Origin of the sequence: Micromonospora sp. WMMD956, from assembly GCF_029626125.1 — a bacterium.
Classification (GTDB): Bacteria; Actinomycetota; Actinomycetes; order Mycobacteriales; family Micromonosporaceae; genus Micromonospora; species Micromonospora carbonacea.
The window spans coordinates 4,015,686-4,041,562 of the sequence record NZ_JARUBI010000005.1 but is presented as its reverse complement, the minus strand read 5'-3'; the positions used below and the strand labels follow the sequence as shown (position 1 = coordinate 4,041,562).

The following is a 25,877-nucleotide window of genomic DNA, read 5'->3' as shown; positions in this document are numbered from 1 at the left end:
CCCGGATTCTCCTCCAAAGAGAAGGTGATGAATGACCGGTTCGCCCACCGCACCATCATGGTTGCCCGACCCGCAGATCGCGGTTGCGCAGCTCGCCAGCGGAATCCTCGAGTACGCCCAGCAGACCGCGTCGGGTGACACGTTCCGGCTGCCGTACCCGGCGAACCTGCAGCTCGCGTTGGATCGGCTGACCCTGCTCGCCTGGCATCAGGACGCGACCGCGCCGGCCAGCGTGATGGAGCTCCTCCAGCTTGCACAGGAGCCGTTCGGTGACTGGAGGATCGACCTGGCCGGTGCGGACGTCGACCCGGACGAGTCGCTGCTGATCTACGGTCGCCCGACGGCGGCGTGCGAGGAGTTAGGCAGCCTCCGCGGTGATGTCGAAGGTGAGATCCGTGAGAACGCGCTGCTGCGGGCGGTGATGGACAAGGCGCGGGCCGCCGACGCACCGCAGTCCTACGTCGCGTTCCGTGAGCTCCTGATCCGACAGCCGGCGATCGCGGCGATCGAGCTCGACGCGTGGCTGGCGCATCCTGACCTGGCGCTGCTGGCCAACGAGGTACGGCAGGCGTACATGGAAGCGCCGCCCGAGACAATGGCGGACGGAGTAATCCGGACCTGTGGCGGTTGCGGCGGTCTCCGGCTGCCGCTGGATGACGACCGGACCTGGTTCTGCGAGGACGAGACCTGCCCGGCGCCCGGCACGGTCGGGGCGGAACACCCGGCCAGCGAGGGCGTGTGGTGGTTGCGACGTGAGCTGCGCACCTTCATCACCGCACCGGGTCGTGCGGAGCTGCGCATCGCCGACACGATCGGAAAGCTCGGCGTGCCGGTCGCGGTGTGGCCGGACTTCGACGCGTGCGACATCTCAGTCTTCGAGGAACGGCCTTGGGTCGCCGATGTCAAGGCCTGGCGCAATCCGGTACGGCTGGCCCGGCGGCTACGGGAGCGGCTGTTCGCCGTGCCGTCGGAGGTGGAAAGGGCCTACGTCGTCATCGGCCGGGAGCAGGTCAAGGCGCATCCGCGGTACGTGGCACGACTGCGAAAAGCGTGCCCCGAGGTGCGGCCCGGCCAGCGGATCGTGGCGGTATCCGAGGCGGAGTTCATCACTGCCGTGAAGCGGCGGGTGGAGGCCCAGGCATGAGACAGATCAACACCATCCGTAACCGTTTCACCCGCTCCCTCCGCGGCCACTACAACCCGACCGGCGATCAGCCTTCACCCGCACGGCTCATGGACATCGAACTGTGCCTGTATCTCCTGGAAGCGGTCGCCACCGGTCAAGCCGCCAGCGGAGTACCCGCGCTGCTCGACGGCTACCGGGCGCTGTGGGACGCGGTGCCGCACCCGCCAGCCGACGCGGCGGTCCGGCTCGCCAACGCACGAGCCCTGCTGTGGCCCAGCCAACGCCCATACGGGTGGGACGAGTTGCTGCGGGCCTACCTGTCCGCCGCTGAGACGGTGCGGGGCTACCGCTTGGACCCGCTCGGCCGACCGGTGCGCCGGCAGTGCAGTGTGGCGGTTGACAGGTGGGAGTGGTACGAGCAGCTACTCACCGAGCCCCTACCCTTCGCCACCACCGGCGTGCGGTTCGCCGCACCCGGCCGATACCGCATGAGTTCCACGGCGCGTGGGCAGGGCGTGGCGGTATCGGACGACCTTCCGCCCGCGCCGGCTCCGGCCCTGCATGACCTGGCCGTCCGGACGCGGGCACCGATCGAGGTCACCTGGCATGAGTTGGTGGAGACCGCCCGGGCTATGGACGCCGCTGACCTGCAGGCCGGACGCTCCCCTCATCGATGGGAGGAGCGCCTGCAGGATGTCACGCTGCAGATCCGGTTGGCCGACGATACCTTCGGCGACGCGACGACCCTTCGCATCGACCGGATTCTGCACATGGTCGGCATGGTCAGTGTCGGCAAAAGCACCCTCGTGACGATTCTGACGACCTGGGCAGCGCAACACGGCCTCCGGGTGACGATCGTGGTCGGCGACAACTCGGCAGCACTACGTGCGGCACACGAGCTGTCCTACTACGACGGCGTAGCGGCGGCACCGGTCATGGGGCAGAACCGAACCCGGCATGCGGAACGGTTGCACCGGCTCCAGCCACCGGCGCCTGGCCGGCTCCTACCCCCCGAGCCGTACGGATTCGACCTGGTCAGCACCGCGTGCCCGCTCGATGCCGTCCGAGGCGCACCCAAACCGCTCGAGGTACGCGAGGCGCCCTGTCAGCATTTGATCGAGACCGACCCAGACGCCCCGGTTGATGGCTGGCGTGAAGGAGTTCGGCGCACCTGCCCGCTGTGGTATCGATGCCAACGGCACGAGGCCGCGCGCCTGCTGGTCACGGCGAACGTGTGGATCGCGACGCCGTGGAGCCTTGTGCACACTACTGTGCCCGGACCGTTGAGCTACGAGCAGATGCGGTACCTGGAAGCGGCGTGGCGGCGCAGCGACCTGATCCTGTTCGACGAGGCCGACCAAGTGCAGGCAAACCTCGATGAGATGTTCGCGAGCGCCCAGGTGCTGCTCGGCCCGAGCCAAGAAGCCTGGATCGACGAGATCGGGGCACGGGTGGCGGAGAAGTTGCGCTCCACGGGTCGCGCGCCGGTCAGCTCCCGACAGATCCGCCGGTTCATCACGGCGCTGAACCAGGCCCGCTCCGCAGCCGACATCATCTACCAGTTGCTGCAGCGGGACCGGATTCGCGCCGGCAAGCCGGTGCTGAACTGGCTCGACCCCGACTACTTCACGGCTTGGACTCTGTTCAACAGCCTTGCCAAGGACTGGGCCGGGTACACCGCCGCGAAGGGCCGCAAACCGGATCCTGGCTGGGACAGCGACGAGCTCTACACGTTGCTGCGCGAGCAGTTCAACGCGTTCATCGACGACCCGACGGGAGCATCCGGTGAGTTAGCCGGAGGCTTGGCCACCCTGGCCGAGGCGCAACTATCCGACACCGAGGAGGAGAGACGAGAGAACGCCGTCCGGCAGTGGCTTACCGACCTCAGCGATCGAGAGCTGGTCGAGGGTAGGAAGATCACACCCGCGGAGCTCGACCGCAACGTATGGCGGCTGGAGTTGGCGGTCGCCGTGGCCGTGATGGCGCACCGGCTCAACCTGATGCTCGCCATCTGGCCGGAAGTCGCAGCAGAGCTCGACATGTTCGACACGCTTCCGGCGGAGGTACGCCGACCGCCCAGCGACCTCGCCGTCGCGGTACCCGAGTCCCCGATGGGAAACGTGCTGGGCTTCCAGTACGTCGAGGACGATCCCGACCGCCGCGACGGCCAGCTGGGCGAATTCCGCTTCTTCCGCTACACCGGCGTAGGGCGTGCCCTGCTGGTCGGCCTGCCAGACCTGTTTCCCGCCGATGGACGGGGCCCGAACGTACTGCTGTTGTCCGGAACAAGCTGGGCCGGCACCTCGCCTCGCTACCACATCGACGTGCTGGTCGAGGCGATCCTGCGTCCCTCCCCGCAGAAACTCGCCGCCATCTCCGAGACCACGTTCACCCTGGACATCCAGCACCAAGGCGAACGGAGTACCCCGATCTGGGTGTCCGGCCGGTACGGGGCAGAACGCGCAAGCGCCCTGCGACAGATGGTCGCGGCCCTGACCCAGCCAGGTGCGGGGCCCGGTCAGCCCAACCGCCTGGAACGGGAACGCGCCACCCTGCCGCCGGGCCGACAGAAGATCATGCTGCTGGTCGGCAGCTACGCCGAGGCCCGCACCGTCACCAACGAGCTGCTCCGACGCAAGTCCTCCTGGCAGGGGCAGGTGCAATGCCTCGTCGGCGACGACGAACTGGAGAGCGGCTGGGACGATGGCCATCTGCTGCGCCGCAGCGACGTCGCGGACTTCGGCACCGACGACGCGTGGCTGCTGGTCGCCCCCATTCTGGCCGTCGAACGGGGGCACAACATCCTCAACAACGAAGGCGTGGCCGCCGTCGGTGCCGCGTTCTTCCTGGTACGCCCGCACCCACGGCCGAAGGACCTCAGCTACGTCACCCAGCGGATTAACCAGTATGCCCTCGAACAACTACGCCCCTATCCGCTCGACGACGACTCTCTGGCACACGATCGACTCGCAAGCGCCGGCAACCGGCGACGCCGAGCCGCGCAGCGTCAGTGGCGGCGGTTGCTGCACGCCCTGGTCGCCTACAGCCAACTTGGCACGGACGAACGTAGACGCGTGGCCTGGACCCAACTCGTCACCATCTGGCAGGTCGTGGGCCGGCTTTTACGTGGCGGCCAAGCCGCGAGGGTCTACTTCTGCGATGCCGCCTTCGCACCGGTCACTGCCCGCAGGAGCGACACCGACACCGACCTCGACGATGCCAGCACCAGCCTGCTGCACGGCATGCGCGAGGTACTCGCCCCGTACTTCGAACCCACCGGCGTCCACACCGATCGGCATCTGGTCCAGGCGCTCTACCAGCCCCTGTACCGCGCACTCACCAATATGGGAGACCGCTGAATGGCACCCCGCTACGACAACCTCGCTGTCACCGTCCTGCGTCTCGATCCCGCAACCCCTATCGAACGCACCTACCACCTCATGCGGTTTCCGGGCCGCTGGAAGGAGCCGCTGCGTCGCCTCGCCCAGGCCCAGCGGGGCGGCGAGGTCGCCAGCATCCCGATCGCCTCGCTCAACGACGCGATCACCGCCCTCGTTCCCGACTGCGTCGTCACGCTTCCGTACGCCGGACGTGGCGACGACGACCAAGACTGGCTGCTCGCATACCGCGAGGTCAAACCGGCAGCGATCTTCAACCTGGTCGCGGCGTGGGCGCGCGCGCAGAAGGGCACGCCGGAGCAGATCGCCCTGGCCCTGTCGCAGCTGCACGCGAGGGACCTCAGCTGGTCGCCGGTTCACCTCAACCTGACCGCGCCCGACGAACGGCAGCGAGCCATGCGCCTGCTCCCAATGGAGATCGCGGCAACGTTGTCCCGCCCGGACACGACCTGCCCGCATAACGAGTTGCGGTTCCTGCGCTGCCCAAGCGCCGAAGGTTCAGAAGTCATGTCCTGGCCTCCGGAGCGGATCGAGGACCAAACCCCCTTCTCGGTCAAGATCGGCATTACCGCGCAGACCCTGCCCACCAGCGACGAGCTACTCGTCTATCTGTCATACGGCGTACGGCGCTGGATGCCCGTACGGGGCAAGCTCGCTCTCGACCATGGCCACTCGGTGTATCTGGCCCCGACCGTGCCGTACCTGGCCGGCCTAGAGAACTCTCGTCACTTCGGCACGGCGCGGATCAAGCGAGTCAAGGTGACGGAGAAGAACGGCTCGAACGGTTATGAGCCACGCTGGGACGACGCCGTAGCGAGCGTATTGAAGGAAGTCGGCTGTCTCGACCGGCTGCCCGACCCGCAGCAGCTTGTCGACAAGCCACTGGACTACCTGCAGCGTCACGGCGACGCAGCTGCGCTGGTGTACAGCACCGGAATGCTCTCAGCTGAGAAGGTCAGCGCCGGGCTATCGGTTGCCGACCGCCAGCCGCTGATGGACTGGGTCGTCGGCGAGCTCAGCCCGTGCCTCCGCCCGGCCGCGCCGCTGCCACGCGAGAGGTGCACCGTGTACAAAGGGCTTGGTGGCATCAGCCAGAGCCCGGTTTCGGCCGCCTATCTCAGTGAGATCGTCGGGCCACGCCTGGACATCGAGCTGCTCACCGATGACCAGGCCACGCAGTACGCCCTCGACCGACTCACCACCCGTCTCGGTGTCCCGATGCCCCGTGCTGAACAGCTTGGCGAGACGGAGACGCTCATCGACCTGGGCGGGGTGACCGTCGGGGTCCGTCGGCTAGCGGCACCGACGATCCGCGCCGACCTTGACCGGGTGGGACGACGCCCTCAGGCTGCGGTGGAGGCCCGGATCGTGCACATCGCCGACGCGCTCGGTCGGGCGGCCAACCCGACAGTCGCCCTGGTCGAGATCGCCGGCCCCGACGCCTACGAGGGCCGGCGGCGCGGCGACGACCCCAAGTTCGCGATCCGGCACGGCCTGTTGCGGACGGGACGACTCAGCCAGTTCGTCACCCCGGTCGCCGAGCACAAGCGCCCCCCACGCAAGGAGTCGTCCGACCCGAACCGCGAACGGTTCGCCGCAGCCGTCGATGAACTCTTCCGGCAGCTCGGCGTACGCCCCGAGCCGCTTCCTGAACCCGCGCGGAACACGCTTCTCCGGCAGCCTGCCCTCCTGGCCATCTGGATGATTCGTCAGAACAAGGGGCGCGTCTGGGGGCTCGGGCGACAGGTACCCGTCGCCGTACTCATCGATCCCACCGGTCAGCATGTACAGGTTCGTGCGCCCAAGGTGCCCTGGCAGCCTCTACACACCGGGCTACTGGAAATCGGTAGACGGTATGTCAACGTGGACCTCAAATGCGGTCCCGACGACGTGGTCCGGTTTGCCAAGGACGTCATCGACGAGGCCACCGGCGCATTCCCCGACACGCTGCTGCTCACCCATGCGCAGAACCTGCGCGGCGTCTGGACCACCCTCACCAACGGCCGCATCCAGCTCGACAACCTCGGCTTCGGTGCCGGCGACCCTCAGCCGGTCAGCAAGCTACCGGGCCTACGTCATGTGCGCGTTCGCACCGTTGAAGGCGGCGAGACACCGGAGTGCTACGGCATCACTGATGACGAGACAGGCCAGCCCAAGGGTCTGTGGCGCTTCCTGGTCCATCGGGTGTACGGCAGCACCACGGGCAAGCCCAGCACACACTCCGGCGCATTGAAGGGCGTCTCGAAGCTGATCCCCGGCGAGCACAACGGCAAGCTCACGGCCCCGAAACCGAAGGCCCAAGTATGGAACCCGCAGTTCATCGAGCTACTTGTGGCGGGGATCCAGGACGGCGACCAGCCCGAGCACTGGGCGGCGCTGGCTCACGACCTACGGGACGCCGCACCGTACGTGCGGAACACCACTATCCTGCCGTGGCCACTTCACCTCGCGGAACAGATCGAGCAGTACCTTCTGCCGACAAAGATCACTGGTCTCGATGCGCAGGAGGTTATCGGGGACGAGTAGGCGGCGTGGCCTCCCTGGCCCTCTGGGTGGGGAGGCCACGCCGGAGCATGTGCCGCTCGAACTGTCCTACTATGCCGACCGCGCTCCGCCACCCCGCTGTCGCGGTACCACAGCCGCTGTTGCTTCTGCGGCGGCGTGTGAGAGTTCGGGGAGGACGTCGCCGTAGAACTTGGCGGTGAAGTGTGGGCTGGAGTGGCGGAGTCGGTTGGAAATGACTTTCATCTGGACGCCGGCGGCGAGGCCCATGGTGGCGGCGCCGTGGCGGAGGTCGTGAAGCCGGATGGGTGGTAGCCCGGCTTGGGTGGCGAGGTGGTGGAAGTGGTCGGTGACATCGGCAGGGTGCAGCCGCCCGCCGGTCGGGTTAGTAAACACCAAGCCTGTCCCGGTCCAGGCTGCTCCGGCGGCGAGGCGTTCGCGGTGGTGCCGGGCGCGATGGGCACGCAGTACCGCGACAGTTTCGACATCGAGGGCGACGGCAGCTTCACTATCGGTGGTCTTGGGGGTGTCGATGGCGGTGGCCCAGCCGTGTTGGACGAGTTGCCAGCGAACGGTGAGAGTTTTGGCGTCGAGGTCGAGGTCGTCCCAGTGCAGGCCGCAGGCTTCGCCTCGGCGGAGGCCGGTGAAGGTGATGAGGTGGTAGAGGGCGTAGAGCCGGTCGTTCGCGGCTTGGGTGTGGTCGAGGAATCTGCCGGTGTGTTCGGGGGTCCAAATCATGACCGGACTCGGGGTCTTGCCCGTGTCACGCCAGGTCTTGACGCGTTGGTCGGTCCACACGGTGGGCTTGGGTGCTCGGGCGGCGGGTAGCTCGACCAGGAGGGCGGGGTTGATGTCGAGGTAGCGGTGGCGGCGTATCGCGTCGTTGAGGGCCTTGCGGAGGGTGGCGTGGATGAGGTGCATCGTCCTCGGTCCGACGACCCGCTGGTTCTTGACCTGGTCGCGTTTGGCCTGGTTGCGGCTGGCGCGCAGGGTGGTGATGGTGGTGTTGCGTTCGGCGATGGCCTCGTACATGGCGTCGATGTGACCGGGGCGGAGCCGGTCGATGCGCAGGTGCCCGAGGTGCGGGATGAGGTGTAGGCGGATGTGCCCTTCGTAGGAGCGGACGGTGCCCTTCTTGATGCTCTGGCGGCCGGCGAGCCAGTCGGTGAGATATACGGCCATGGTGGGGAGCTCGGTGGGGGTGATGTCGAGGTGCAGGGTCCGGCGGACCTGGTCGGGGGTGGGGACGGGTGCGCCGGTCTTGACGGCGGTTTCGACGAGGTCGCCAGTTTTGACCATGACGTGGGGGTCGGTGGGGTCGGGGACGGCGAGGGCGGCGCGGATGCGATCGAGGATGGTATCGGCGTCGGTTTGGGTGGGGTAGGGGCCGTGGCGCAGTGTGCGGCGGGTGCCGTTGGCGCGGGCGGGTAGGTCGATCTGCCAGTGCCACTGTCCGTGGTTACGGGACCAACCGCCGCCAGGCCGACGCAGATCAGGGCAGGAGCGTCCCAGCCGCCGACCCGTCGCGGTGTCGCGGCAGCCGCAGCGTTTGAACGTGGAGCCTTTCACTGGTCGTCTCCTGGGTGCTCGACGTGGTGCCGCCAGCGGTGGCGGGTGTAGTCCGCTGGTGGCGCGGTCGATGCATCCACGCTCGACACCGTCACGGGATCAAGTCGCCGACCGCCGTCGGGATCCGGGGCAGGCTGGTCGAGGAGGAGGAGTCGGATGAGGCCGGCGACGGGGACGATGATGCGGGTCCCGGCGCGGATCAGTGGCGTGGGGAAGGTGTCGGTGGCGGCGAGGCGGTAGGCCTGGGACCGGCTGATACCGAGTACCGCTGCGGCGGTGGGCAGGGTGGTGGCGGCACCGAGCGCGCGGATCCGCTCGACGGTCCACGGCTCGTTGGTAGGCGTGTGGTGGCCGGCCGGTTGGGTGTGGGGGTCTGGAGTGGTGTGGGCGTTCAGAGGGTGGTTCGGGAGGCTTTGTCCGATGCGGGTTTGACGGTTCGTTAGCGGCCCTGGTGGTGGGGGTTACGCGGACGCCGTCGGCGGGGCCAGGGTGAACAGTCCGGCCTCGGGTTCGGTGAGGATCTGGCGGGCGACGAGGCGTTTGAGCTTCGCGCGGAGATTCTCGGTGTCCTTCGCGGTGGTGCCGGCGGCGAGGGCCTGGCAGATGTCCTTGGCGCGCATCGGTGCGTTGGCGCCGTGGAACACGGCGAGGATCTGTTGGTAGGCGGGGCTGGCGACGGTCGGGTCAGCAGGTGCCGCCGGATCGAGTGGGCCGCCCAGGCTCAGGAGCGTCTTGCGGGTGATGGCGAGTTCGGCGACCTCGGTCTCGGCCGCGGTGAGCTGCTCGTCGAGGGAAGCGATCTGGGCGCGGAGCCGCTCGACGGCCAGGCCGGCGGCGTTCTCGCGTTCGGTGAGCAGGGCCAGCAGCGTCGGCTGCGTCACCGTTGGTCGCGCCAGGACGTGGTGGCGGTGCCGGTCAACCGGCGGATGAGGTTCGCCGTCGAGGCCCACCAGGTGCGTGACACCGCGGAGGCGGGTCGGCTCTCGTACTCGCGGACCAGACGGCGGTGCAGCATCAACGTGCCGTTGGTCTGCTCCACCACCCACCGGCGCTTCACCGGCACGAACCCGGCCGTCGTGTCGGACCGCAGGACCTACTCGACATCGATACCTCGGACCGCGCCGTGGATCTGCACGTCGTCTTTGAACCCGGCATCGACCCACGCCTTGGTCACCGTCGGCGTGTGCGCGAGGACGTTGTCCAGCAGCCTCACACCGATCGCATTGTCGGTGACCGACGCCGCGGTGACCACCACCGCGATGATCAACCCCAGCGCGTCCACCGCCAGGCCCCGCTTACGGCCCGGCACCTTCTTCGCCGCGTCCTTGCCGGTCGTCGCCGCCGGGACGTGGTTGGCCGCCCGAATCGACTGAGTGTCCAGCACCACCGCGGTCGGATCCTCCCGACGGCCGGCCTTCTCCCGCGCCTGACACCGCAGCAGATCATGAATCACCTGGTCAGTGCCGTCGTCACGCCACTGGGCGAAGTAGTAATACGTCGCGGACTTCGGCGGCAGATCGTGCGGCAGGTACGCCCACTGACAACCCGTCCGGTTCTGGTAGAAGATCGAATTCACGATCTCCCGCAGCTCGTAGCGACCCTGATGCCCCGACACCGACGGATGCCGGTCCTTCCACGCCTGCAGGAACGGACCCACCACCGCCCACTGCTCATCGGTCAGGTCACTCGGATACGCCGCACGCTCACCCATGATCAGCCCAACGCCGGCCGGACCTACCGGTTACGACCACGGCTCACATTCACATGCCAGCCCAAACCCATATTGGACGAAAGCTACCGAACCACCCTCTCACAGGTTGGGGTCTCCTGACTGCGGTGGAAGCGGTGCAGAGGTACGCGAGGTGGTAGGCGTGGCGGGTTCCGGTGCTGTCGGCGGGGTGCTGCGGTCGGCGGGTTCGGGAGTCTGCTGGCCGGTGGTGGGGGCTGGTGGGGCCTGGTCGGCTTTGAGGATCTTCAGTAGCTGGGACGCGCGGGTGTTGGACACGGTGTGACCGGTGGCGCGCAGCGCGGTGGCCAGGGCGGCGCGGGTCAGCGGCCGGCCCTCGACGGCGAGGTCCTCCTGGGCGCGCCTGGCGACCAGGAGCAGGGCATCGGTGTCGGTGGGGTGGGTGGACGGTCCGCGCCGGGACGGCCGGTGCCGGCGGACCGGGCTGTCGGTCCGGGAGTGGTCCGGTCCGGTACGCGGGTGGCCGTTGCGGGTGTCGGGGACGGTCCGGGCGGGCAGACGCCGGTCGGCGGTAGGGGCGGACCGGTCTTCGCTGCGGTCCGACGGAACCTGGCTTGCGGTGGCGGTGGGCTGGCCCCCTGGTCGGGCGGTGGACGGGTCCATTCCGGCTGGTGTGGGTTCGGGTGGGGTGTTGGTGTAGCCGAGGGCGATCTTGACCATGACCAGGAAGCCGAGCGCGGGCACGGCCGCGGCGGTCCAGCCGATCGGTGACGGCTCGGCCTCCACGACCTGCGCCGCGAGCGACAACGTCACCGCGCAGGCCAACACCGTGGCCGGGAATGCTGTTGAGACTTGGGCTCGTTTGCGGCGGCGTAGTTCCAGGCCGGAAGCGATGGACATCAGCTCCAGCACGATCGCGTCCGCCCACGCCAACCACCCCGGCTGACCGTGAGCAGCGGCCACGTTGTGGACATGGGTGAAACTGGCCGCACCCGCCGCCCCACCAATCGCCAACATGATCACGACCTGGACAGCTTTCTCTGCCGGACTCCGTCCCGGACCGACGTCCGAGTCACCGGGTGCGGTCGTGGCCGACCACCTCCCCCGGCCGGACCACCACCACGCCCCGTCCACCCGCGCCTGCGGACCGGACCAACGGACGGACGGTCCCCGCGTACCGGACCAGAGGCGTGGATGGCTCGGTCCGGGGCCGGTCCGCGGACCGGCCACGCGGAGGCCGGGACGAGACCTCCGTCCGCTCGCTGTCAGGGCTGCCCGATGCTGTCACCGGGCTGTCAGCAGCCTCCGATGAGACGCTGACAGCCCAGTGACAGAACGACCCCGTCGCCGTCGCCGTCGCACATGCCGACCGCACAATGAAGGGGTCCGGTGAAGCGATGTCGCTCATGCCGCCTCCCCGGTCGGGTCACGGTCGTCGAGGACCCAGGCCGACAAGTCAGCCAGCATGGACCGCTGTCCGCCGTCGCCGGCCACCGCCCACACCGCCTCAGCCGGGCCCAGGCCCGCCGTGATGGCGTGGTCGCGGGCACCGGTAGCCACCGGCACCAGCGGCGGCGTCTCGGCCCACATCCGGCGCAGGTTGCGTTCCCGGGCGGCGGAATGCAGCCAGAACAACACCGGCCACACCCGCCCCAACACGGCGAACCACTCCCGGTAACCGACCAGCTTCCCGATCAACACCGACAGCGGCTCACCACCGGTGTCGTACTCCACGAAGAACGGCACCCGACCACCCCGCACCATCCACAGGCCGTAGCCGTCCGGACGCACCCGGGGCTGATACGCGCGCACCAGAGCCGGATCCCCCAGCCGGGTGAACACCCCCGACCGCCGGCACGCCGCCTCCGACAACCACTCCCCCAACCGCACATCCGGATGAGTGCGGGCGTAACCGGCGAGGCCGGTGAAGAAGCCGTTCACCCCGAGGCGGTGCTCCAAGGTGCGACTGGACGTCCAACGGCGCCGCTCCACCCGGGCATGATCACGACGGGGCGGACGCTCATCACGACCAGCGGCGACGACCTCCGCGCCGAGCTGATCGATCACGTAGTGGTACGGGTACGAGTCACCGTCCGCGCGCTGCGGGCGGAACCGCGCCACCAACCGCAACCGGTACAACGTTCGCAACCGCCGCTGACAGAAATCCAGAGACGGAAACAGGGCCTGCGCGATCTGGAACGACGCCAACACACCGTGGTCGTAAAGCCAGCCCAGCAGCACACGGTCACGGGCGGTCAGTTGGGACTGGACCCGAAGGACCGGGTCATCCACCGGTCATCACCTCCTTCCCGGTGCGGATGCCAGCCCCAGGGGGAGGGACCCGAGACCAGGCAGGGTCTGTCGCAGGACAAGCCGATAGCGCTGACAGCCGGCCTGACCTGCGATGTGATACAGAACAAGGGGTCCGTTCCGGGGTCCGGTTGAAGACTGACCTCAACACCGACGCCAACCCGGACCCCGCAACAGGCACCGAAACGGAATCTGTCACCGCCACCAAGCCGAAGCGCAGAGACGAGATGCACGAGGAACACAGCAACTCCTTGATCGAAAGATGAGGAAACATCGAACGTCGGGACGCCGTAGCGGCCGCCTGCAGAAACCAAAAGACCGCGAGTATGTGCACTGTGGACTTGTCAACGAACACGTCGACCGATGCACCGGCCGACCCGAGAACAGATGAGGGCAGCAACGACCGCCACGACCACCAGAAGGGCGGTCGCGGCAGCTGGGACAGCGGCGACAAGTGCGGCGAGCAGGGTGGCATAGCGCCGCGCCGGTAGTGGGATCGTCTCAGCCTGGGACAGATGCTCCGGGAGCCGTCGACATCACGACGGTCCGGTAGGGCGTCGACTAACCCGCCGGAGAAACATCCTTCATGGCGAACCCCCTGTCACTCAGAACCATCGACGGCCCGCCCCTCCCGAGCCTCGAACGATCGGCGACGCTCCCGAAGGAGCGTCACCACACCGATCGATCGGACCCGGCGGGTAGGCCGCCACTCGGTCGTCTGTGTACCAGTACGCCTCCGTCGGCAGCACCCTGTCAACCAGCATCACCGGCAGTCGATCATGACGCTTACGGACCCAGCTGGACGCAGTAGTACCCGCTGACCCGTACTTGTCTCGAATGGGACGGATTCCCCGGCCGAAATAGGCAGAAGAATCTTGGCCAGCCGGATCGGCTGTCTCACATCATGAGAGGGCGTCCTCGCCGATAGACCGATCAGAGCCACGTCGCCGTTCTTCCAGCCGCCGACACCGCATGCAGAGCTCGCCAGCAACAGCATGGGCAGACCGGTGAATGCGCCCCGCCCCGACAGGATCCCACCTGCAGCGCGAAGGCGTGCTCAAGCGGCACGCCTTCGACCTCGGCCTGATCGGGCAGTCCGTGAGCGGGTTCGTGGGTGAGCTCCGGTGATAGATTGTCGGGTATACGTTCTTGATGATCCAAGCTTGTCTGGCCGTGCTCGGGCAGTTCTCGCCCGACGGTCCCGCCCCCGGATGCCGCGCATGGCAACTACCGACATCCGCTCGATGGCCGTCCTCCGCGTCGATGACCGGATCGAGGCGGCACCCGATGAGTTGATCGAGGCGATGATCGGGTTCGAGGAGCGGTTCGGTGGGCTTTGGTACCCGGTCATCGGCTCCAACGGTATGGAGTACGGCCTTGATGGTGGTGTGGTGGTCCATCGCGGCCCGCTCGGGCTGGCCTTCACCGGAATCGTGGACGGCGACTGGACCTGGGGCATCGACATCCTTGCTGACGGCCGCACCGCTATGGGACCCGGCCAGTGGTCCTACCGCGTGATCGACCGCTCCGTCGACCAGCGTCTGGAGAGCCACGCCATGCTCGTGACGGTCAGCGGCTGGTTCCATCGGACGTTCACCTGCCACACGCCGCGCGAGGTGGTCCCGGTAGTGGACGAGCGGCGTCTACCGCGGCGCGTGCCCGAAGCGACCGGCCCGACCGAGTCCTGGTGGCTGGACGACGATGCCGGTATGGCTGTCCAGGTCCAGCTCAGCGCCTGGCCAAACGACCGAGACGTGTGGACCATCCGGTACTTCACCCGGGCACCGACGCAGACCGCCGACGCGAACCCCGTCGTCTTCGGAGCAACAATCCACGAGACCGTACCGACGCTGTGGTGCGCGCTGTGTTCCCATCAGGTCGGGCCGGGAGGCACCTGCCACCGTCCACGTCCCTGAACGATAAGAGTGGAACAGCGGATCCTTGTGCCGAGCCTTGCGGCCACGAATAGACCAAGGTACGCGGTTGTCTACCTGGCGATCTACCCGCCAGCAACCGATCTGCCGCAGACCACGCATGCTGCGCAGCGACGCCACAAACCCGATCGAGCACGCCTTCGGTCCTGCCGATGTCAGCGCGTGTTCGACGCCTCGATGATGGTGGCCGTTCCTACCATGGGCCGACCCTCGTGCATCGTGATCGTCATGCCCGGTTGTAGGTGCCTCCAGAGGGCTGGGGACAGCGGGCCAAGGCGGACCGACCCGGTGGCGCCTGGTGGCAACGCCGGCGCCGACTCCACCCAGATGCGTGCCACGAGCAGATCGGGGTCTCCCGCGGCCGTGCGCCTGCCGACATCCCACAGCGGTCGGAGGAAGCCCTTGCCCGGGATCGGCGTTCGCCGTCCTCCTTCGGCGGGCGACAGGAGCCGCAACTCTGCGCGGACGATCCCGTGGATGCTCTCCCACCGACCCCAGCGGCACCACGCGGCGGCATCAGAGAGCCCCATCAGCTCGGCGCTGTCGATCAGCAGATCCCACCAAGCGGTCGGCGGTTGCCAACCCGTGTCGAGGTCCGCAAGGAGGCCGAGCGCGACCTCCCACTCGTCGTGGTCGAGGTACTCGCGGACGTCCACCACCGTCACGCCGGCCTCATTGACGACATCAGCGGGGACCATGGCCGCAGCACGGGCGAGCGCATCGGCACCACCCACCTGCGGATTATTCAACGTCGTCGCAGCATCAGCGTGACATCTCCCACCGGCGCTCGGATCTGCCGCCCCGGATGTGACAACCGTCGGGCGGCGCGTTCGAGTCGGTCAGCTCACACGAGGCTGTCGAGGTAGCCGACGTCCGTGGAGCCCGACGCGACGCGGACCCGATACCCCCAGTGCCGGAGGACCTGGGCGACCTTCGCGGCACCGGCCGGATTGGCGGAGTGGACGTCGATGACGCCGACGTCGAAGGGGCGGTTGTCGAAGGCAGCCCGCTCCAGAACCTCCACGACCGGCCAGATCGTGTCGCCCCCACCGAGGTCGTGGTCCAGCCACAGCTCGTCCAGGTGCCGGTCGCGATACCGATCGAGGAGTTCCACTCCAGCGGCGCTGGTGCGGGCCACCTCCGCGCAACGGCCATCCACGAACGAACGGAGGTCATCGACCAGGACGATCGTTCGACGGGCATCCACGCGATGATGATGCCTGGCACCGTCATCATCTGACATCCGGATTTGCCGCGACGAGAGCGGGAGCCTTTCGTTGTAGGGGCTGCGGCGGCCATCATGGTCTGTCATGAGGTTCGAGACGCTCGTCATCGTGGAGGTGGTGGGTCGGCCGGCAAGCTACTCGTCGGCAGCCGAGCCTGCGTGGAAGGCCGCGGTCCGCGAGGCATTCACCAGGAGTGGCTTGGGGCCCTGGGCGGGGCGCTTCTCGGTTCTCGTCGAGTTTCGTACGCCAGAAGCGCGCAACGCCAACGAGGTGTGGGACCTCGACAACCTGATCAAGCCGACGTTGGATGCGATGGAAGGCGTCTTCGGGCTTCGAGAATGGCGCGGACCAGCGCAAGCGGCCGACGACCGCGTCGACCATCTCGAGGCGACCAAGCGCACCGTTCGCAGCGACGAAACGCCCGGCGCCCGGATCGAGGTAAGGCGCTTGGTTCAGTAGCGGGGGGACGCATGGACTTACGGCCGTTGGCTGGGCGCGGCGGGGAAGCCTTGCCGCATCACGCGACGTGGCGCTCGTGCCATGCCGCCCTCTCACCACAGGCCTACGTGTGGTGGTTCGGGGTGTCGAGGATCAGCAGGAACCGGGCTTTGACGTTGCTGTCGGCGAGCGTAAGCGTCTCGTCCAGGGCGGCTTGTGTGGCCATCGTCGGTGGCGGTGTGGGCGTGTGGTGGTGTTCCCAGCCGGAAACCGTCTCGGACGCTACCCCGAGGTGGCGGGCGAAGGCGGGGACGGTCATCCGGAGAGCCTCGCGTAACGCGCGGGTTTCCTGTCCGGTCCACCGGCCGACGACCACCGTCCCACACCCATAGTCAGCCGTCGCCGCGTGAGTGGCCCGGGTGGCGGTCCGGCCGGCGCGCCGCTGGCGTTCCTCGTCCCGCGCCTGCGCCCGCTGGGCGTTGAAGTCCCGTACCAGTGCAGCCATCTGGTCGAACGCCGCGAGCAGCGCCCCATGTGCATCGACCGCCCGGTCGGCGTCCTGCCAGAACCGACGAACGCTGGTGTCCCGGCCGATCTCGGCGTTGGCTACCGAACTGCGGGAGTAACAGATGCTCTTGGCGAGCTGCATCTGCGTCAGCCCCTGCTCGGGACGCCACGCGGCCAACCGCCGACCGAGGTCCCTACGCGCCTCGGCCACCTGCTGCTGACTGATCAGCCCCGGCAAGCGCAGACCCGACGAACTCCGACCGTCCACGGCCGGCTGCGTGACCCGCACATTCGTCATCGGTGCCGCCGGTACGAAAGCCGGGACACCTGGCAAAGGCTTGCCGTAGTCGACGGCACACTCGGTACAGCCGCGAGACGGTCCCGCGCGACATCCGACGGTTCGATCATCACTTCGACGGATCCCGTGAGGACCGCGACAGCGCCGGTCGTGCGTCGTGACGGACCAGCGCCGCAACAGTCTCGGCGTGGACGTTCAGGGTCACCCGCACCGCCGCCGCTCGGGCCATGATGACCGCACCGTCCGCGGTCACTACCGATACCGGGCAGCCCGGGTCGGCACCGGGTACGGGTGAGGTCCGGTTAGCTTCTGGCCCTGGTTTCTCGGGGCTCGCTTCAGGGTCTTGGGCATCTCCCTGAATGATGAAGAAGCCGAGGTCGGCGTTGGTCGCCTTACCGAGGACTTCCCGCAGCGCCGTGCGGTACGGCTCGAACGGCCACCGGTGCTCCCCTCGTTCGCGCTTGCCGATGTAGCGGGCGTCGACGGCGCTGCGGCATCCCCCCTGTGTGTGGGTGTGGGCGTTGACCGCGTCGGCCAACTCCTGCCGGGACATCGGCCGCCCCGAGCCCGACGGAGACGGCAGCGCCAGCCGAGTTGCGCCAAGCAGGTTGTTCGGCCCTGGGTGATAGGCCACGACGTCGTTCTCCTGATGTGTTCGTGTGCTCTCGTAGCCGGCGACCGGCCAGGGAGAAGGAGGGGCTATGTCACTGCTTGCGTACGGTCAGGTGGAGATCCTGAACGGCCAGGTGGGTGAGGTCGGGTAGCTGGTCCTCGTTGAGGGTGACCCCGTGCAGGTTGCCGAGACCGGTCTTCAGGTCGTACAGGCCGTTTCCTCGCAGGTCAGCGCCATGGAGGTGGCAGGAGTCGAGTTCCAGGCGGGCCAGTTGGCAGGACCGCAGGACGATGTTGGGGAGGCGGCAGGACGACCAGGTGGCGTCGGTAAGAAGGCAGTCCACGAAGGCCATGGCTCCGGCTGCGGTGACACGGGTGAGGGACGCGTAGTCGAAGCGGCATCCCTCGAACAGCACGTCCTTGAGCCGGATGTCGGTGAGCCTGGCGCCGGTGAACCGGGAGCCGGTGACGGCACAACGCTCGATGCTGACGCCGGACAGGGTGGCACCGGAGAGGTCGGCACGGGTGATCTCGCAGCCGAAGAGGGAACCACCGTCCCAACTGCTCTCGCTCACGTCGACACCGACGAGCCGGCTACCACGGATGGTGACGCCGTCCAGCATGACGCCACGCCATAAGGCGTCCTCAATGGTGGCGTCGCTGAGGTCGTCGGTTGGGTCGCTGATGGTGTCGAGATCATCAGGGTCCAGCTCCGGGAGCAGTATCCGCAGTTCGCCGACTGTCGTGGTCCGCATGTGGTCCTTTACCTGTTTCCGAGGGCGGTGCGAGACGGGCCGGCCGTCGCACCGCCGAGTGTCGGGAGTTCGCTGTCAGCGCTTCTTCTTGTCCCAGTTGTCCCAGCCGGGGCGGCTGTCGAATTTGCCACGGTTGTCCCAGGTGGGCCGGTTGTCGAACTTCGCGGCGTCGATCGACGCTACCGCCTGGGACGGTGCGACACCGAGACGGTCGAGGTGGTGCGGCGGAGCGTTGACGAGGGCGGCGAGGGCGTCGTTCATGCTGGTCCTCCGGTCGGGGTGAGATGGTCCGCGGTGGCGCGGACGAGGGCCTGTCGGGTGGTACGGCAGAAGTTGGTCTCGCGGACGGTGAAGGTGCCGTGTTCGAAGTAGCGGTTGCCGGCCTGCCCGCCACGGCAGAAGTCGTAGAACCCGCACCGGTCGGCGCACTCGTTGAGCGCGGTGACGAACTCGGTCATGTAACGCAGACCGCCGGCCCGGCCGATCATCGCGGTGATCTGTTCCGCGACCACGTTGCCGGCGATGAAGTCCCCGTACTCGGAATCGGTGATGCCGAGCAGTTCCGGTGACAGGAGCACGACCTGGCCGTCCCAGGACACCGTGGGAATCGGTTCATGGGCTGTGTGGTCAACCTGTCCGGCGCGGGCGGCGGTGAGATAATCGGCCAGCCGGTCCAGGTCACGGATACGCAGCCCGCTACCGGCGGTTCGGCGTTGCACGAGCCGCCGCCAGAACCGGTACGCGGCCTCCTCCGTCACCGGTTGCCGGGCGGCGCCTTCCTGCTCCTCGATGTTGAAGCCCACAGACTGGCACCCAGGCAGGTCGGTGAAGAAGTCGATGAGGTCGTCGGTGTGGTCGATGGTCTCCGGGGTGACGACGCAAATCACCGAGTACTCCAAACCCGCGTCAGCGAGCATCTGAACGCCGCGCATCGTCCGGTCGACCGTCGGCCTACCGGCGCGGTCGACCCGGTTGCGGTTCAGGGCGCCCGGGCCATCGACGCTGACACCGATCTCGAATCGGTAAGCGGTGAACAGGTCACACCACCGCTGGTCGACCAGGGTGGCGTTGGTCTGGATCTCGTGACGCACCCGCCCCGTCCGCCGAAGCGGCTCGAAGGCAGTGAGCAGGTTCCGGAAGTGGCCGATCGGCGTGGCGGTGGGCTCACCTCCATGCCAGACGACGCTGACGGGATGCTCGCTGCCCTGCTGCTCGATGGAGGTGGCACAGGCCCGCGCCACCTCCACGGTCATGAGACGGCGGGACCGACGGTCAGGCAGGTAGCAGTAGGCGCAGTCGAGGTTGCAGAAGCTCGTCGGCTGCACCACCAGGGTGTGAAACACCTCCGCGATCGCCGGTCCCCCCACAGCGGTGATCACACCGATGCCGCTCACCATCACTCCTCCCTCGAAGACACTGGTGCGTCGGTCGTCGCCCTGGCAGAGCCGGCGCGTCGCCTGGCCCAGTCGACGAAGCGGTCGAACAGGTCCTCGCAGTTGCTCGTCCCGCTCGCGTCCGGCTGGCTCAGGTCGTCGATGGCCTCGTGCAGACATCCGGCCAGATAGAGGAACAGGCCGATCCGATTGCCCGCGTACTCCGTCAGGAGCGCGCTCCTGGCCCCGTCGCAGGGCCATGGATGGCCGCAGGCGCGGCAGCCCCAGTGCGGACGCGACGGCACATGCTCATGGCCCGGGCTGCGACAGCCCGCCGTAGTCGCTGGAGGGCTTTGGTCGACGCTCACCGGGGGAGCTCCCGTCGGGTCCGCTGCGCGAAGAACCGACGCCACACGTGGGTCAACAGCGGCGGGTCCGCGGTCCCCGCCGGCATGGGTTCTGTCGACGCCGGTGGGCCGGGCCGCTCCTGCTGGCCGCTCGCGTAGCGGGAGACGTACACGGTCATGCCCGCTCCCCCGTCACGACGCGTCTTTCGCAGCGGTGGGTCCACCGGGATCCGGTTGACCCACCGCTGCCGGCCGGTGGCTCGGCAGCGAGGTGACCGCCACCCGCCCACGCAGCCCTTCTGGCGGTACGCGAACGAGGAGTCAACGGTGCTGCCGGCGGACTGGCCGGTGACGGCAGTTGCGGAGGCGTCGGGTCGCGTTCCGGCCTGTCACCGCTCGGCACATCCATCCGAAGCTCCCTGCTCTGAGACTGCCGCTGACCTACCGGCGCACCCTGGGAAGGTGGCCCGGCACACCCACCCTCGCCCGGGGCAGGGCGTGCACGGAATGTCCTGTCGGTGCACCGCCGGTGCACCTGCGGTAACCCCAGGTGCCGCTACGATCACCAGGCAGGAGACGGTCCGTCGGGAGGACGTGCGATGACTCCGATCACGACCTGGACCGGCCGGGATGCCACCGCCCTACGCCAGGCGGCGCGGATGAGCGTCACCGCCTTCGCCGAGCACCTGGGCGCGGCCCGCCGGACGGTGGCCAAGTGGAGCAGCCAGGGCGACAGCGTCATTCCCCGCGCCGACATGCAGGCCGCGCTGGACACCGTGCTGACCCGAGCCACACCCGACGTCCGCGAACGCTTCGCAGCCCTGCGGGCGACGGGCACCAACGGTGCAGCCGCGAGCACCACGCCACCGCACACCGACCCGGATGCCGATACTGGTGAGGACAGCCACCACAGCCCGGACTCGGATGGTGACGTGCAACGGCGAGACTTCCTGCGCAGCGCTGCGGTCAGCGTCGCCGCCGCCCCCGGCATCGCGCCGGTGCTCGACGCACTCGTCTCGCCCCGGCAACAACCCGCCACGGTGCTGTCCGTGCAGCAGCTCTCCGGCAAGGTGGCCGCCGTCAAACGCGACTACCAGGCCTGCCGATACGAACGGGTCCTCGACCAGCTCGGCACGCTGTTACCCGCTCTCGAACCCGCCAGGGCGGACGCGGAGGGCACGCAGCAAAGGCAGGTCGACGTCCTGGCCGCCGAGCTGTACCACGTCGTCGGTAGCGTCCTGCTCAAGCTGGGCGACCGTGGGATGGCCCTGGTCGCCGCAGAGCGGAGCACCCGCGCCGCCGCGACGAGCCAGGACCCAGTGGCGGTCGCCGCGAGCGCACGGATCATGACCCACGCCCTGATGAGCAACAACCACGACGAGCAGGCGGTGACCCTCGCCGCATCTGCAGCCGACGAGCTCGACCGGGGCACCCGCCTCGCGTCGACCGACGCGGTCGCCGTGTACGGCGCCCTCGTCCTACGCGGCGCCGTCGCCGCAGCCCGCCGCGACGACCGGGACACCGCACACACGATGCTCGACGAGGCCACCCGCGCCGCGACCCGACTCGGCTACGACGGCAACGACCGATGGACCGGCTTCGGCGCCACCAACGTCCTGCTGCACCGGGTCAACATCGCACTCACCCTCGGCGACGCCGGCACCGCCATCGCCATCGCCCGCACCATCCCCCTCGGCAAGGTGACCCTCGCCGAACGCAAAGCCACCCTCTACGTCGACGTGGCCCGCGCCTACACCCAGTGGGGACGCCACGAACAGGGCCTCAACGCCCTCCGCACCGCGTATGAGGTAGCACCCGAAGAGATCCGCTGCCGCCCAGCGGTCCACCGCCTCACCAACGACCTCGCCCGCCTCGCCACCGGCCCGGTACGCGCGGCCGTCGTCGACTTCACCCAGACCGCCGGGATCCCCCGGTGACCCCAGGGCACCTCCAGATCGTCGTCTGCGCCGCCGGTCCCGCCCCCGACGTCACCACCCTGATCAACACCGCACACGAGCAGTCCTGGACCACGGCGGTCACCGCCACACCCCACGCGACCAGCTTCATCGACATCCCGGCCATCGAAGAACTGACCGGGGCACCCGTGCGTTCCGACTACCGGGCATCCCCGGGCGTCCGCCGCTCGTTACCCGCCGCCGACGCACTGGTCATCGCACCCGCGACCTACAACTCGATCAACAAGATCGCCCTCGGCCTCGCCGACAACTACGCCATGACTACCATCGCCGAACTCATCGGACGACACATACCCACCGTCATCGTCCCCTTCGTCAACACCGCCCTCGCCACCCGACACCCCTACCGCCGCGCCGTAGCCAGCCTCCGCGACGAAGGCGTACACATCCTCCTCGGACCCGACCACGACTGGGAACCACACCCACCCGGCACCGGCAACGTCCGACGGCTCACATTCCCCTGGACCACGGCATTCCACGCAGCCGCCGCACTCGCTGAGAAAGCACAGCCGCAGAAGTAACGGCCGCTGGGCCGGGTGAACCCGGATCACCTCCGTCGACCGATGGCCCGACGCCCACACCACCCGACCATGCAGCAAGATCATCAAACAGCGGGCGGACGCACCACAGGCGATGCTGGGGTCCGCCGACATGCCGTTCGTCCACCGGAAGCCGTAACGGTCCAACGGCTCCCGAGCACCCACCGAGACACCGGACCACCGGCAGAAACGCCAAAAGGCTCCGACCCAGGGTGAAACCCCAGGTCAGAGCCTTTTTGGGTGGTGCGCCGCCAGGGACTCGAACCCCGAACCCGCGGATTAAGAGTCCGCTGCTCTGCCAGTTGAGCTAGCGGCGCTCGTTGGCAACGGAGAGAACCCTAGCACGCCTCCTGAGCGGGGTTCCAATCCGATACCCGGCTCCACCCTTCGGACACGCTTAAGGGTCAAAAGCCCCTAAATCCCTCACGATTGGCGGCGCGGGCGGTGGTAGCTGGCCGCCATGCGGCACGATGTCCGCCAGGTACGCGAGAACAGAGGTGGGAATGGGCATGTTCGCGCGGGCCGGGGCGACGGTAGGCGCCCTGAGCCTGATGGCGTCGCTGGCACTGACCGGGTGCGGTGACGACCAGAAGAAGGCGGAGTTCGTCGACGGTGCGCCCGCCGTCGGCAGCAGCGTCGCCGCCGAGACAGGAACGGCACCGGCCGATCCGGCCACGAGCGCCGACCCGACGCTCAAGGTCAGTCCGGCAGACGGGGCCAAGAGCAGGCCGGTCAGCACCGAGATCTCCGCGAAGCTCCCCGAGGGCGGCAAGGTGACCGACGTCACCCTCACCGCCGCGAACGGCGACAAGGTCGAGGGCCGCTTGCGCGCCGACGGCTCGTCCTGGGTGCCGAACAAGCCCCTGAAGTACGGCACCCGCTACACGGCCACCGTCAACGCCGCCGGTGCCGGCGGCGAGGCCAAGCAGGGCACCAGCACGTTCACGACGATGGCCAAGCCGAAGTCGATGATCGCCTCCGGGCTCTACCTGTTCAGCGACAAGACGTACGGCGTAGGCATGCCGGTCGTCACCGAGTTCCACCCCGGCATCCCGGAGAAGGACCGGGCGGCGGTGCAGAAGCGGATGTTCGTCCGCACCGACCCGCCACAGCCCGGCGCGTGGCACTGGGTCTCCAACGGCACCCAGGCCTACTACCGGGCGCCGGAGTACTGGAAGCCCGGGACCACGATCAGCGTGCGGATCGCGCTGGCCGGCATCCCGCTCAGCAACGGCAAGTACGGCAACGTCGACCGGAGCGCCACCGCCAAGATCGGTCGGGCGTTCGAGATGAAGGTCGACAACGCCACCAAGCAGATGAGCGTCTTCCAGGACGGCCAGCTGCTGCGGAAGATCCCGGTGAGCCTGGGCAAGAAGAGCACCCCCTCCTCCAGCGGCACGATGGTGGTGATGGAGAAGAAGGAGTCCACGGTCTTCGACACCCGCGACGACCCGGACCCGGCCAACCGGTACGTCACCGAGATCGACTTCGCCCAGCGACTCACCTGGGGCGGCGAGTACATCCACGCCGCGCCCTGGTCCGAGCACGTCCAGGGGCGGCAGAACGTCTCGCACGGCTGCGTCAACGTCTCGATGGCACAGGCGAAGTGGCTCTTCTCCCAGACCCGGGTCGGCGATCCGATCACTATCAAGGGGACCGAGCGCAAGCTCACTCAGGGCAACGGCTGGACGGCCTGGAGCCTGAGCTGGTCCGAGTTCGTCAAGGGCAGCGCCCTGCCGGTGCCGGAGGGCGGTGCCGGGCCGGCTCTGGCCTGACAGGACCGTCGACACGGGGCGGGCGCCGGATCCCGGCGCCCGCCCCGTCATATGCGAGCTCGGTTCGCCAGATGCGCCTTTCGCCGGTTTCCGCCATCCTGGATCGAGTGTTTCTCTTCACCCCCGGCAACGGGTACCTGTTTCCGTGCGTCAGTGAGAGACGATGGGCAACCGGGGCACCACGACAGTGAGGGAATCATGCGCGCAACCCAGGACCAGCTGACCCGGCGCGGTGGTCGACGCCGCGTCTTCGCGGCGGGGCTGCTCGCCGCCGTGTTGGCGCTCACCAGCGCCTGCACCGACGGCGAGGGGGGCAAGCCGTCGTCCTGGCAGGGCGGCGGCGAGAGCGCACCCAAGGCCACGGCGACCATCACCGAGCCCGCGGCCGACGCGAAGGACGTGCCGGCGTCCACGGGCATCACCTTCACCACGAAGGAGGCCGAGGACACCGCGGTCGAGTTGAAGGACTCGGCCGGCGCGCCCGTCGCGGGCGCGCTCGCCGCCGACGGCAAGAGCTGGCTGCCCAAGGGCGCCCTGAAGTACGGCGAGACCTACACGGCCACCGTCACGGCGACCGGCGACGACGGCAAGCCGGCGCAGGCGACCAGCACCTTCACCACCATGGCCAAGCCCGGCAACCAGGTACGCGTCAGCAGCTTCCTCGGCGACGGCCAGGTCGTCGGCGTCGGCATGCCGCTCATCGTGAAGTTCAGCCGGGCCATCCCGGAGGACTACCGCGACGACGTCCAGCGGCGGATGACGGTGACCTCCACGCCGGCCCAGGAGGGCATCTGGCACTGGGTCAGCCCCACCGAGATCCGGTACCGGCCGAAGGAGTTCTGGAAGGCGGGCAGCACCATCTCCTACCGGGTGCAGGCCGGCGGCCTCCCCCTCGGCGACGGCTGGTACGGCCGGGCGGACCTGACGGTCGACATCAAGACCGGCCCAGCGGTGATCATGACGGTCGACAACAAGACGAAGCGGATGACCGTCACCAAGGACGGCAAGGTGATCAAGACGATCCCCGTCAGCCTCGGCAAGAAGAGCACGCCGTCGTCCAGCGGCACGATGGTGGTCATCGAGAAGCTGCGCAAGACCGTCTTCGACACCTTCGAGGAGCTGGGTCCCGAGGACGGCTACCGCACGAAGATCGACTACGCGCAGCGTCTCACCTGGGGCGGCGAGTTCATCCACGCTGCACCCTGGTCCGAGGGGCAGCAGGGCAGCGTCAACGTCTCGCACGGCTGCGTCAACGTCTCGATGAAGAACGGCGCCTGGCTGTTCGACAACACCCGCGTCGGCGACCCGATCACCGTCAAGGGCACCGAACGCAAGCTCGCCAACGGCAACGGCTGGACCGACTGGAACATGAGCTGGGACGAGTACGTCAAGGGAAGCGCCCTCCCGTACGACCCGGACGCCGCCGCGCCGGACGCCGAGGAGGCCCCCGGCGACGCGACCGAGTCCCCCAGCGCCGAACCGACCGCCTGACCCGACCCCGGGGC

21 protein-coding genes, 1 tRNA gene and 2 pseudogenes are annotated in these 25,877 nt (G+C 68.4%); 9 read left to right on the top strand and 15 right to left on the bottom strand.

Features of this window, described 5'->3' with window-relative positions:
- Window positions 1-31: 31 nt before the first annotated feature.
- From O7628_RS18595 to O7628_RS18585, 3 genes are read left to right on the top strand one after another with little or no spacing between them, the layout of a single operon-like run.
- Window positions 32-1,144 carry an HU-CCDC81 and SPOR domain-containing protein gene (locus O7628_RS18595; RefSeq protein ID WP_132405812.1) on the top strand — a complete coding sequence of 371 codons (1,113 nt, stop codon included), beginning with the start codon at window positions 32-34 and terminating at the stop codon, window positions 1,142-1,144.
- On the top strand, window positions 1,141-4,485 hold the full coding sequence (locus tag O7628_RS18590; protein WP_278132272.1) for a transposase: 3,345 nt from the start codon (window positions 1,141-1,143) through the stop codon (window positions 4,483-4,485). Before O7628_RS18595 ends, O7628_RS18590 begins: the two co-directional genes overlap by 4 nt.
- Window positions 4,486-7,050 carry a DUF3962 domain-containing protein gene (locus O7628_RS18585; protein ID WP_278132270.1) on the top strand — a complete coding sequence of 855 codons (2,565 nt, stop codon included), beginning with the start codon at window positions 4,486-4,488 and terminating at the stop codon, window positions 7,048-7,050.
- 69 nt (window positions 7,051-7,119) lie between these two features.
- Here the strand turns inward: O7628_RS18585 and O7628_RS18580 are convergent, their stop codons facing one another.
- From O7628_RS18580 to O7628_RS18555, 6 genes and pseudogenes are all read right to left on the bottom strand, one after another.
- Window positions 7,120-8,595: a site-specific integrase gene (locus O7628_RS18580; RefSeq protein ID WP_278132268.1), complete on the bottom strand. Its 1,476-nt coding sequence runs from the start codon at window positions 8,593-8,595 to the stop codon at window positions 7,120-7,122.
- Window positions 8,592-8,927: pseudogene (locus tag O7628_RS18575) on the bottom strand (hypothetical protein); the annotation flags it as partial. The gene O7628_RS18580 and the pseudogene O7628_RS18575, both read right to left, overlap by 4 nt.
- 129 nt (window positions 8,928-9,056) lie before the next feature.
- Window positions 9,057-9,476, bottom strand: a complete 420-nt coding sequence (locus O7628_RS18570; RefSeq protein ID WP_278127552.1) for a hypothetical protein — start codon at window positions 9,474-9,476, stop codon at window positions 9,057-9,059.
- Window positions 9,473-10,306: pseudogene (locus O7628_RS18565) on the bottom strand (IS5 family transposase). The gene O7628_RS18570 and the pseudogene O7628_RS18565 overlap by 4 nt, the downstream one beginning before the upstream one ends.
- Window positions 10,307-10,405: 99 nt before the next feature.
- Entirely contained in the window at window positions 10,406-11,299 is an 894-nt protein-coding gene (locus tag O7628_RS18560; protein WP_278132265.1) for a DUF2637 domain-containing protein, read from the bottom strand.
- A gap of 387 nt (window positions 11,300-11,686) precedes the next feature.
- Window positions 11,687-12,574 carry a replication-relaxation family protein gene (locus O7628_RS18555; protein ID WP_278132263.1) on the bottom strand — a complete coding sequence of 296 codons (888 nt, stop codon included), beginning with the start codon at window positions 12,572-12,574 and terminating at the stop codon, window positions 11,687-11,689.
- A gap of 1,238 nt (window positions 12,575-13,812) precedes the next feature.
- Here O7628_RS18555 and O7628_RS18550 point away from each other — a divergent pair.
- Entirely contained in the window at window positions 13,813-14,508 is a 696-nt protein-coding gene (locus tag O7628_RS18550) for a hypothetical protein (RefSeq protein ID WP_278132262.1), read from the top strand.
- Window positions 14,509-14,681: 173 nt separating this feature from the next.
- Here O7628_RS18550 and O7628_RS18545 read toward each other — a convergent pair whose 3' ends face one another.
- On the bottom strand, window positions 14,682-15,260 hold the full coding sequence (locus O7628_RS18545; RefSeq protein ID WP_278132260.1) for a hypothetical protein: 579 nt from the start codon (window positions 15,258-15,260) through the stop codon (window positions 14,682-14,684).
- 110 nt (window positions 15,261-15,370) lie between these two features.
- A complete protein-coding gene (locus O7628_RS18540; RefSeq protein ID WP_278136347.1) occupies window positions 15,371-15,733 on the bottom strand; it encodes a cyclic-phosphate processing receiver domain-containing protein in 363 nt (120 codons plus the stop codon).
- Window positions 15,734-15,836: 103 nt separating this feature from the next.
- Here O7628_RS18540 and O7628_RS18535 point away from each other — a divergent pair, with 103 nt between their 5' ends.
- Window positions 15,837-16,211 carry a hypothetical protein gene (locus O7628_RS18535; protein ID WP_278132258.1) on the top strand — a complete coding sequence of 125 codons (375 nt, stop codon included), beginning with the start codon at window positions 15,837-15,839 and terminating at the stop codon, window positions 16,209-16,211.
- A gap of 103 nt (window positions 16,212-16,314) precedes the next feature.
- Here the strand turns inward: O7628_RS18535 and O7628_RS18530 are convergent, their stop codons facing one another.
- The 6 genes from O7628_RS18530 to amcA (O7628_RS18500) form a co-directional block, all read right to left on the bottom strand.
- Complete coding sequence (locus O7628_RS18530; protein ID WP_278132256.1) at window positions 16,315-16,995, bottom strand: helix-turn-helix domain-containing protein; 681 nt, start codon at window positions 16,993-16,995, stop codon at window positions 16,315-16,317.
- A 109-nt stretch (window positions 16,996-17,104) separates the two neighbouring features.
- Complete coding sequence (locus O7628_RS18525; protein ID WP_278132253.1) at window positions 17,105-17,629, bottom strand: hypothetical protein; 525 nt, start codon at window positions 17,627-17,629, stop codon at window positions 17,105-17,107.
- Between the two features lie 70 nt (window positions 17,630-17,699).
- Window positions 17,700-18,362 carry a pentapeptide repeat-containing protein gene (locus O7628_RS18520; RefSeq protein ID WP_278132251.1) on the bottom strand — a complete coding sequence of 221 codons (663 nt, stop codon included), beginning with the start codon at window positions 18,360-18,362 and terminating at the stop codon, window positions 17,700-17,702.
- 75 nt (window positions 18,363-18,437) lie between these two features.
- Window positions 18,438-18,623, bottom strand: a complete 186-nt coding sequence (amcA, locus tag O7628_RS18515; RefSeq protein WP_278132250.1) for a multiple cyclophane-containing RiPP AmcA — start codon at window positions 18,621-18,623, stop codon at window positions 18,438-18,440.
- On the bottom strand, window positions 18,620-19,756 hold the full coding sequence (amcB, locus tag O7628_RS18510; protein WP_278132249.1) for a cyclophane-forming radical SAM peptide maturase AmcB: 1,137 nt from the start codon (window positions 19,754-19,756) through the stop codon (window positions 18,620-18,622). Before amcB ends, amcA (O7628_RS18515) begins: the two co-directional genes overlap by 4 nt.
- A gap of 343 nt (window positions 19,757-20,099) precedes the next feature.
- Complete coding sequence (gene amcA / locus O7628_RS18500) at window positions 20,100-20,261, bottom strand: multiple cyclophane-containing RiPP AmcA (protein WP_204956669.1); 162 nt, start codon at window positions 20,259-20,261, stop codon at window positions 20,100-20,102.
- 420 nt (window positions 20,262-20,681) lie between these two features.
- On the opposite strand from amcA (O7628_RS18500), the gene O7628_RS18495 reads away from it, so the two are divergent.
- Together O7628_RS18495 and O7628_RS18490 are read left to right on the top strand one after the other, a co-directional pair.
- A complete protein-coding gene (locus O7628_RS18495) occupies window positions 20,682-22,019 on the top strand; it encodes a hypothetical protein (protein WP_278132245.1) in 1,338 nt (445 codons plus the stop codon).
- Window positions 22,016-22,579: a flavoprotein gene (locus O7628_RS18490; protein WP_278132243.1), complete on the top strand. Its 564-nt coding sequence runs from the start codon at window positions 22,016-22,018 to the stop codon at window positions 22,577-22,579. The genes O7628_RS18495 and O7628_RS18490 overlap by 4 nt, the downstream gene beginning before the upstream one ends.
- Window positions 22,580-22,838: 259 nt before the next feature.
- Here O7628_RS18490 and O7628_RS18485 read toward each other — a convergent pair.
- Window positions 22,839-22,914: transfer RNA gene (locus tag O7628_RS18485), tRNA-Lys, on the bottom strand.
- A gap of 186 nt (window positions 22,915-23,100) precedes the next feature.
- Here O7628_RS18485 and O7628_RS18480 point away from each other — a divergent pair.
- Both O7628_RS18480 and O7628_RS18475 read left to right on the top strand, forming a co-directional pair.
- Window positions 23,101-24,372 (top strand): Ig-like domain-containing protein, encoded by a 1,272-nt coding sequence (locus O7628_RS18480; RefSeq protein ID WP_278132241.1) that lies wholly within the window; start codon window positions 23,101-23,103, stop codon window positions 24,370-24,372.
- Window positions 24,373-24,570: 198 nt separating this feature from the next.
- Window positions 24,571-25,863 carry an Ig-like domain-containing protein gene (locus tag O7628_RS18475; protein ID WP_278132239.1) on the top strand — a complete coding sequence of 431 codons (1,293 nt, stop codon included), beginning with the start codon at window positions 24,571-24,573 and terminating at the stop codon, window positions 25,861-25,863.
- The last annotated feature ends 14 nt before the right edge of the window (window positions 25,864-25,877 follow it).

Bases quoted from the DNA above. Each gene is read 5' to 3' on its own strand.
- O7628_RS18590 (WP_278132272.1), top strand. From the start codon at position 1,141: ATGAGACAGATCAACACCATCCGTAACCGTTTCACCCGCTCCCTCCGC.
- O7628_RS18595 (WP_132405812.1), top strand. From the start codon at position 32: ATGACCGGTTCGCCCACCGCACCATCATGGTTGCCCGACCCGCAGATC.
- O7628_RS18585 (WP_278132270.1), top strand. From the start codon at position 4,486: ATGGCACCCCGCTACGACAACCTCGCTGTCACCGTCCTGCGTCTCGAT.
- O7628_RS18530 (WP_278132256.1), bottom strand. From the start codon at position 16,995: ATGACGAATGTGCGGGTCACGCAGCCGGCCGTGGACGGTCGGAGTTCG.
- O7628_RS18480 (WP_278132241.1), top strand. From the start codon at position 23,101: ATGGGCATGTTCGCGCGGGCCGGGGCGACGGTAGGCGCCCTGAGCCTG.
- amcA (WP_278132250.1), bottom strand. From the start codon at position 18,623: ATGAACGACGCCCTCGCCGCCCTCGTCAACGCTCCGCCGCACCACCTC.
- O7628_RS18520 (WP_278132251.1), bottom strand. From the start codon at position 18,362: ATGCGGACCACGACAGTCGGCGAACTGCGGATACTGCTCCCGGAGCTG.
- O7628_RS18560 (WP_278132265.1), bottom strand. From the start codon at position 11,299: ATGTTGGCGATTGGTGGGGCGGCGGGTGCGGCCAGTTTCACCCATGTC.
- O7628_RS18475 (WP_278132239.1), top strand. From the start codon at position 24,571: ATGCGCGCAACCCAGGACCAGCTGACCCGGCGCGGTGGTCGACGCCGC.
- O7628_RS18495 (WP_278132245.1), top strand. From the start codon at position 20,682: ATGACTCCGATCACGACCTGGACCGGCCGGGATGCCACCGCCCTACGC.
- O7628_RS18535 (WP_278132258.1), top strand. From the start codon at position 15,837: ATGAGGTTCGAGACGCTCGTCATCGTGGAGGTGGTGGGTCGGCCGGCA.
- O7628_RS18550 (WP_278132262.1), top strand. From the start codon at position 13,813: ATGGCAACTACCGACATCCGCTCGATGGCCGTCCTCCGCGTCGATGAC.
- amcA (WP_204956669.1), bottom strand. From the start codon at position 20,261: ATGACCGTGTACGTCTCCCGCTACGCGAGCGGCCAGCAGGAGCGGCCC.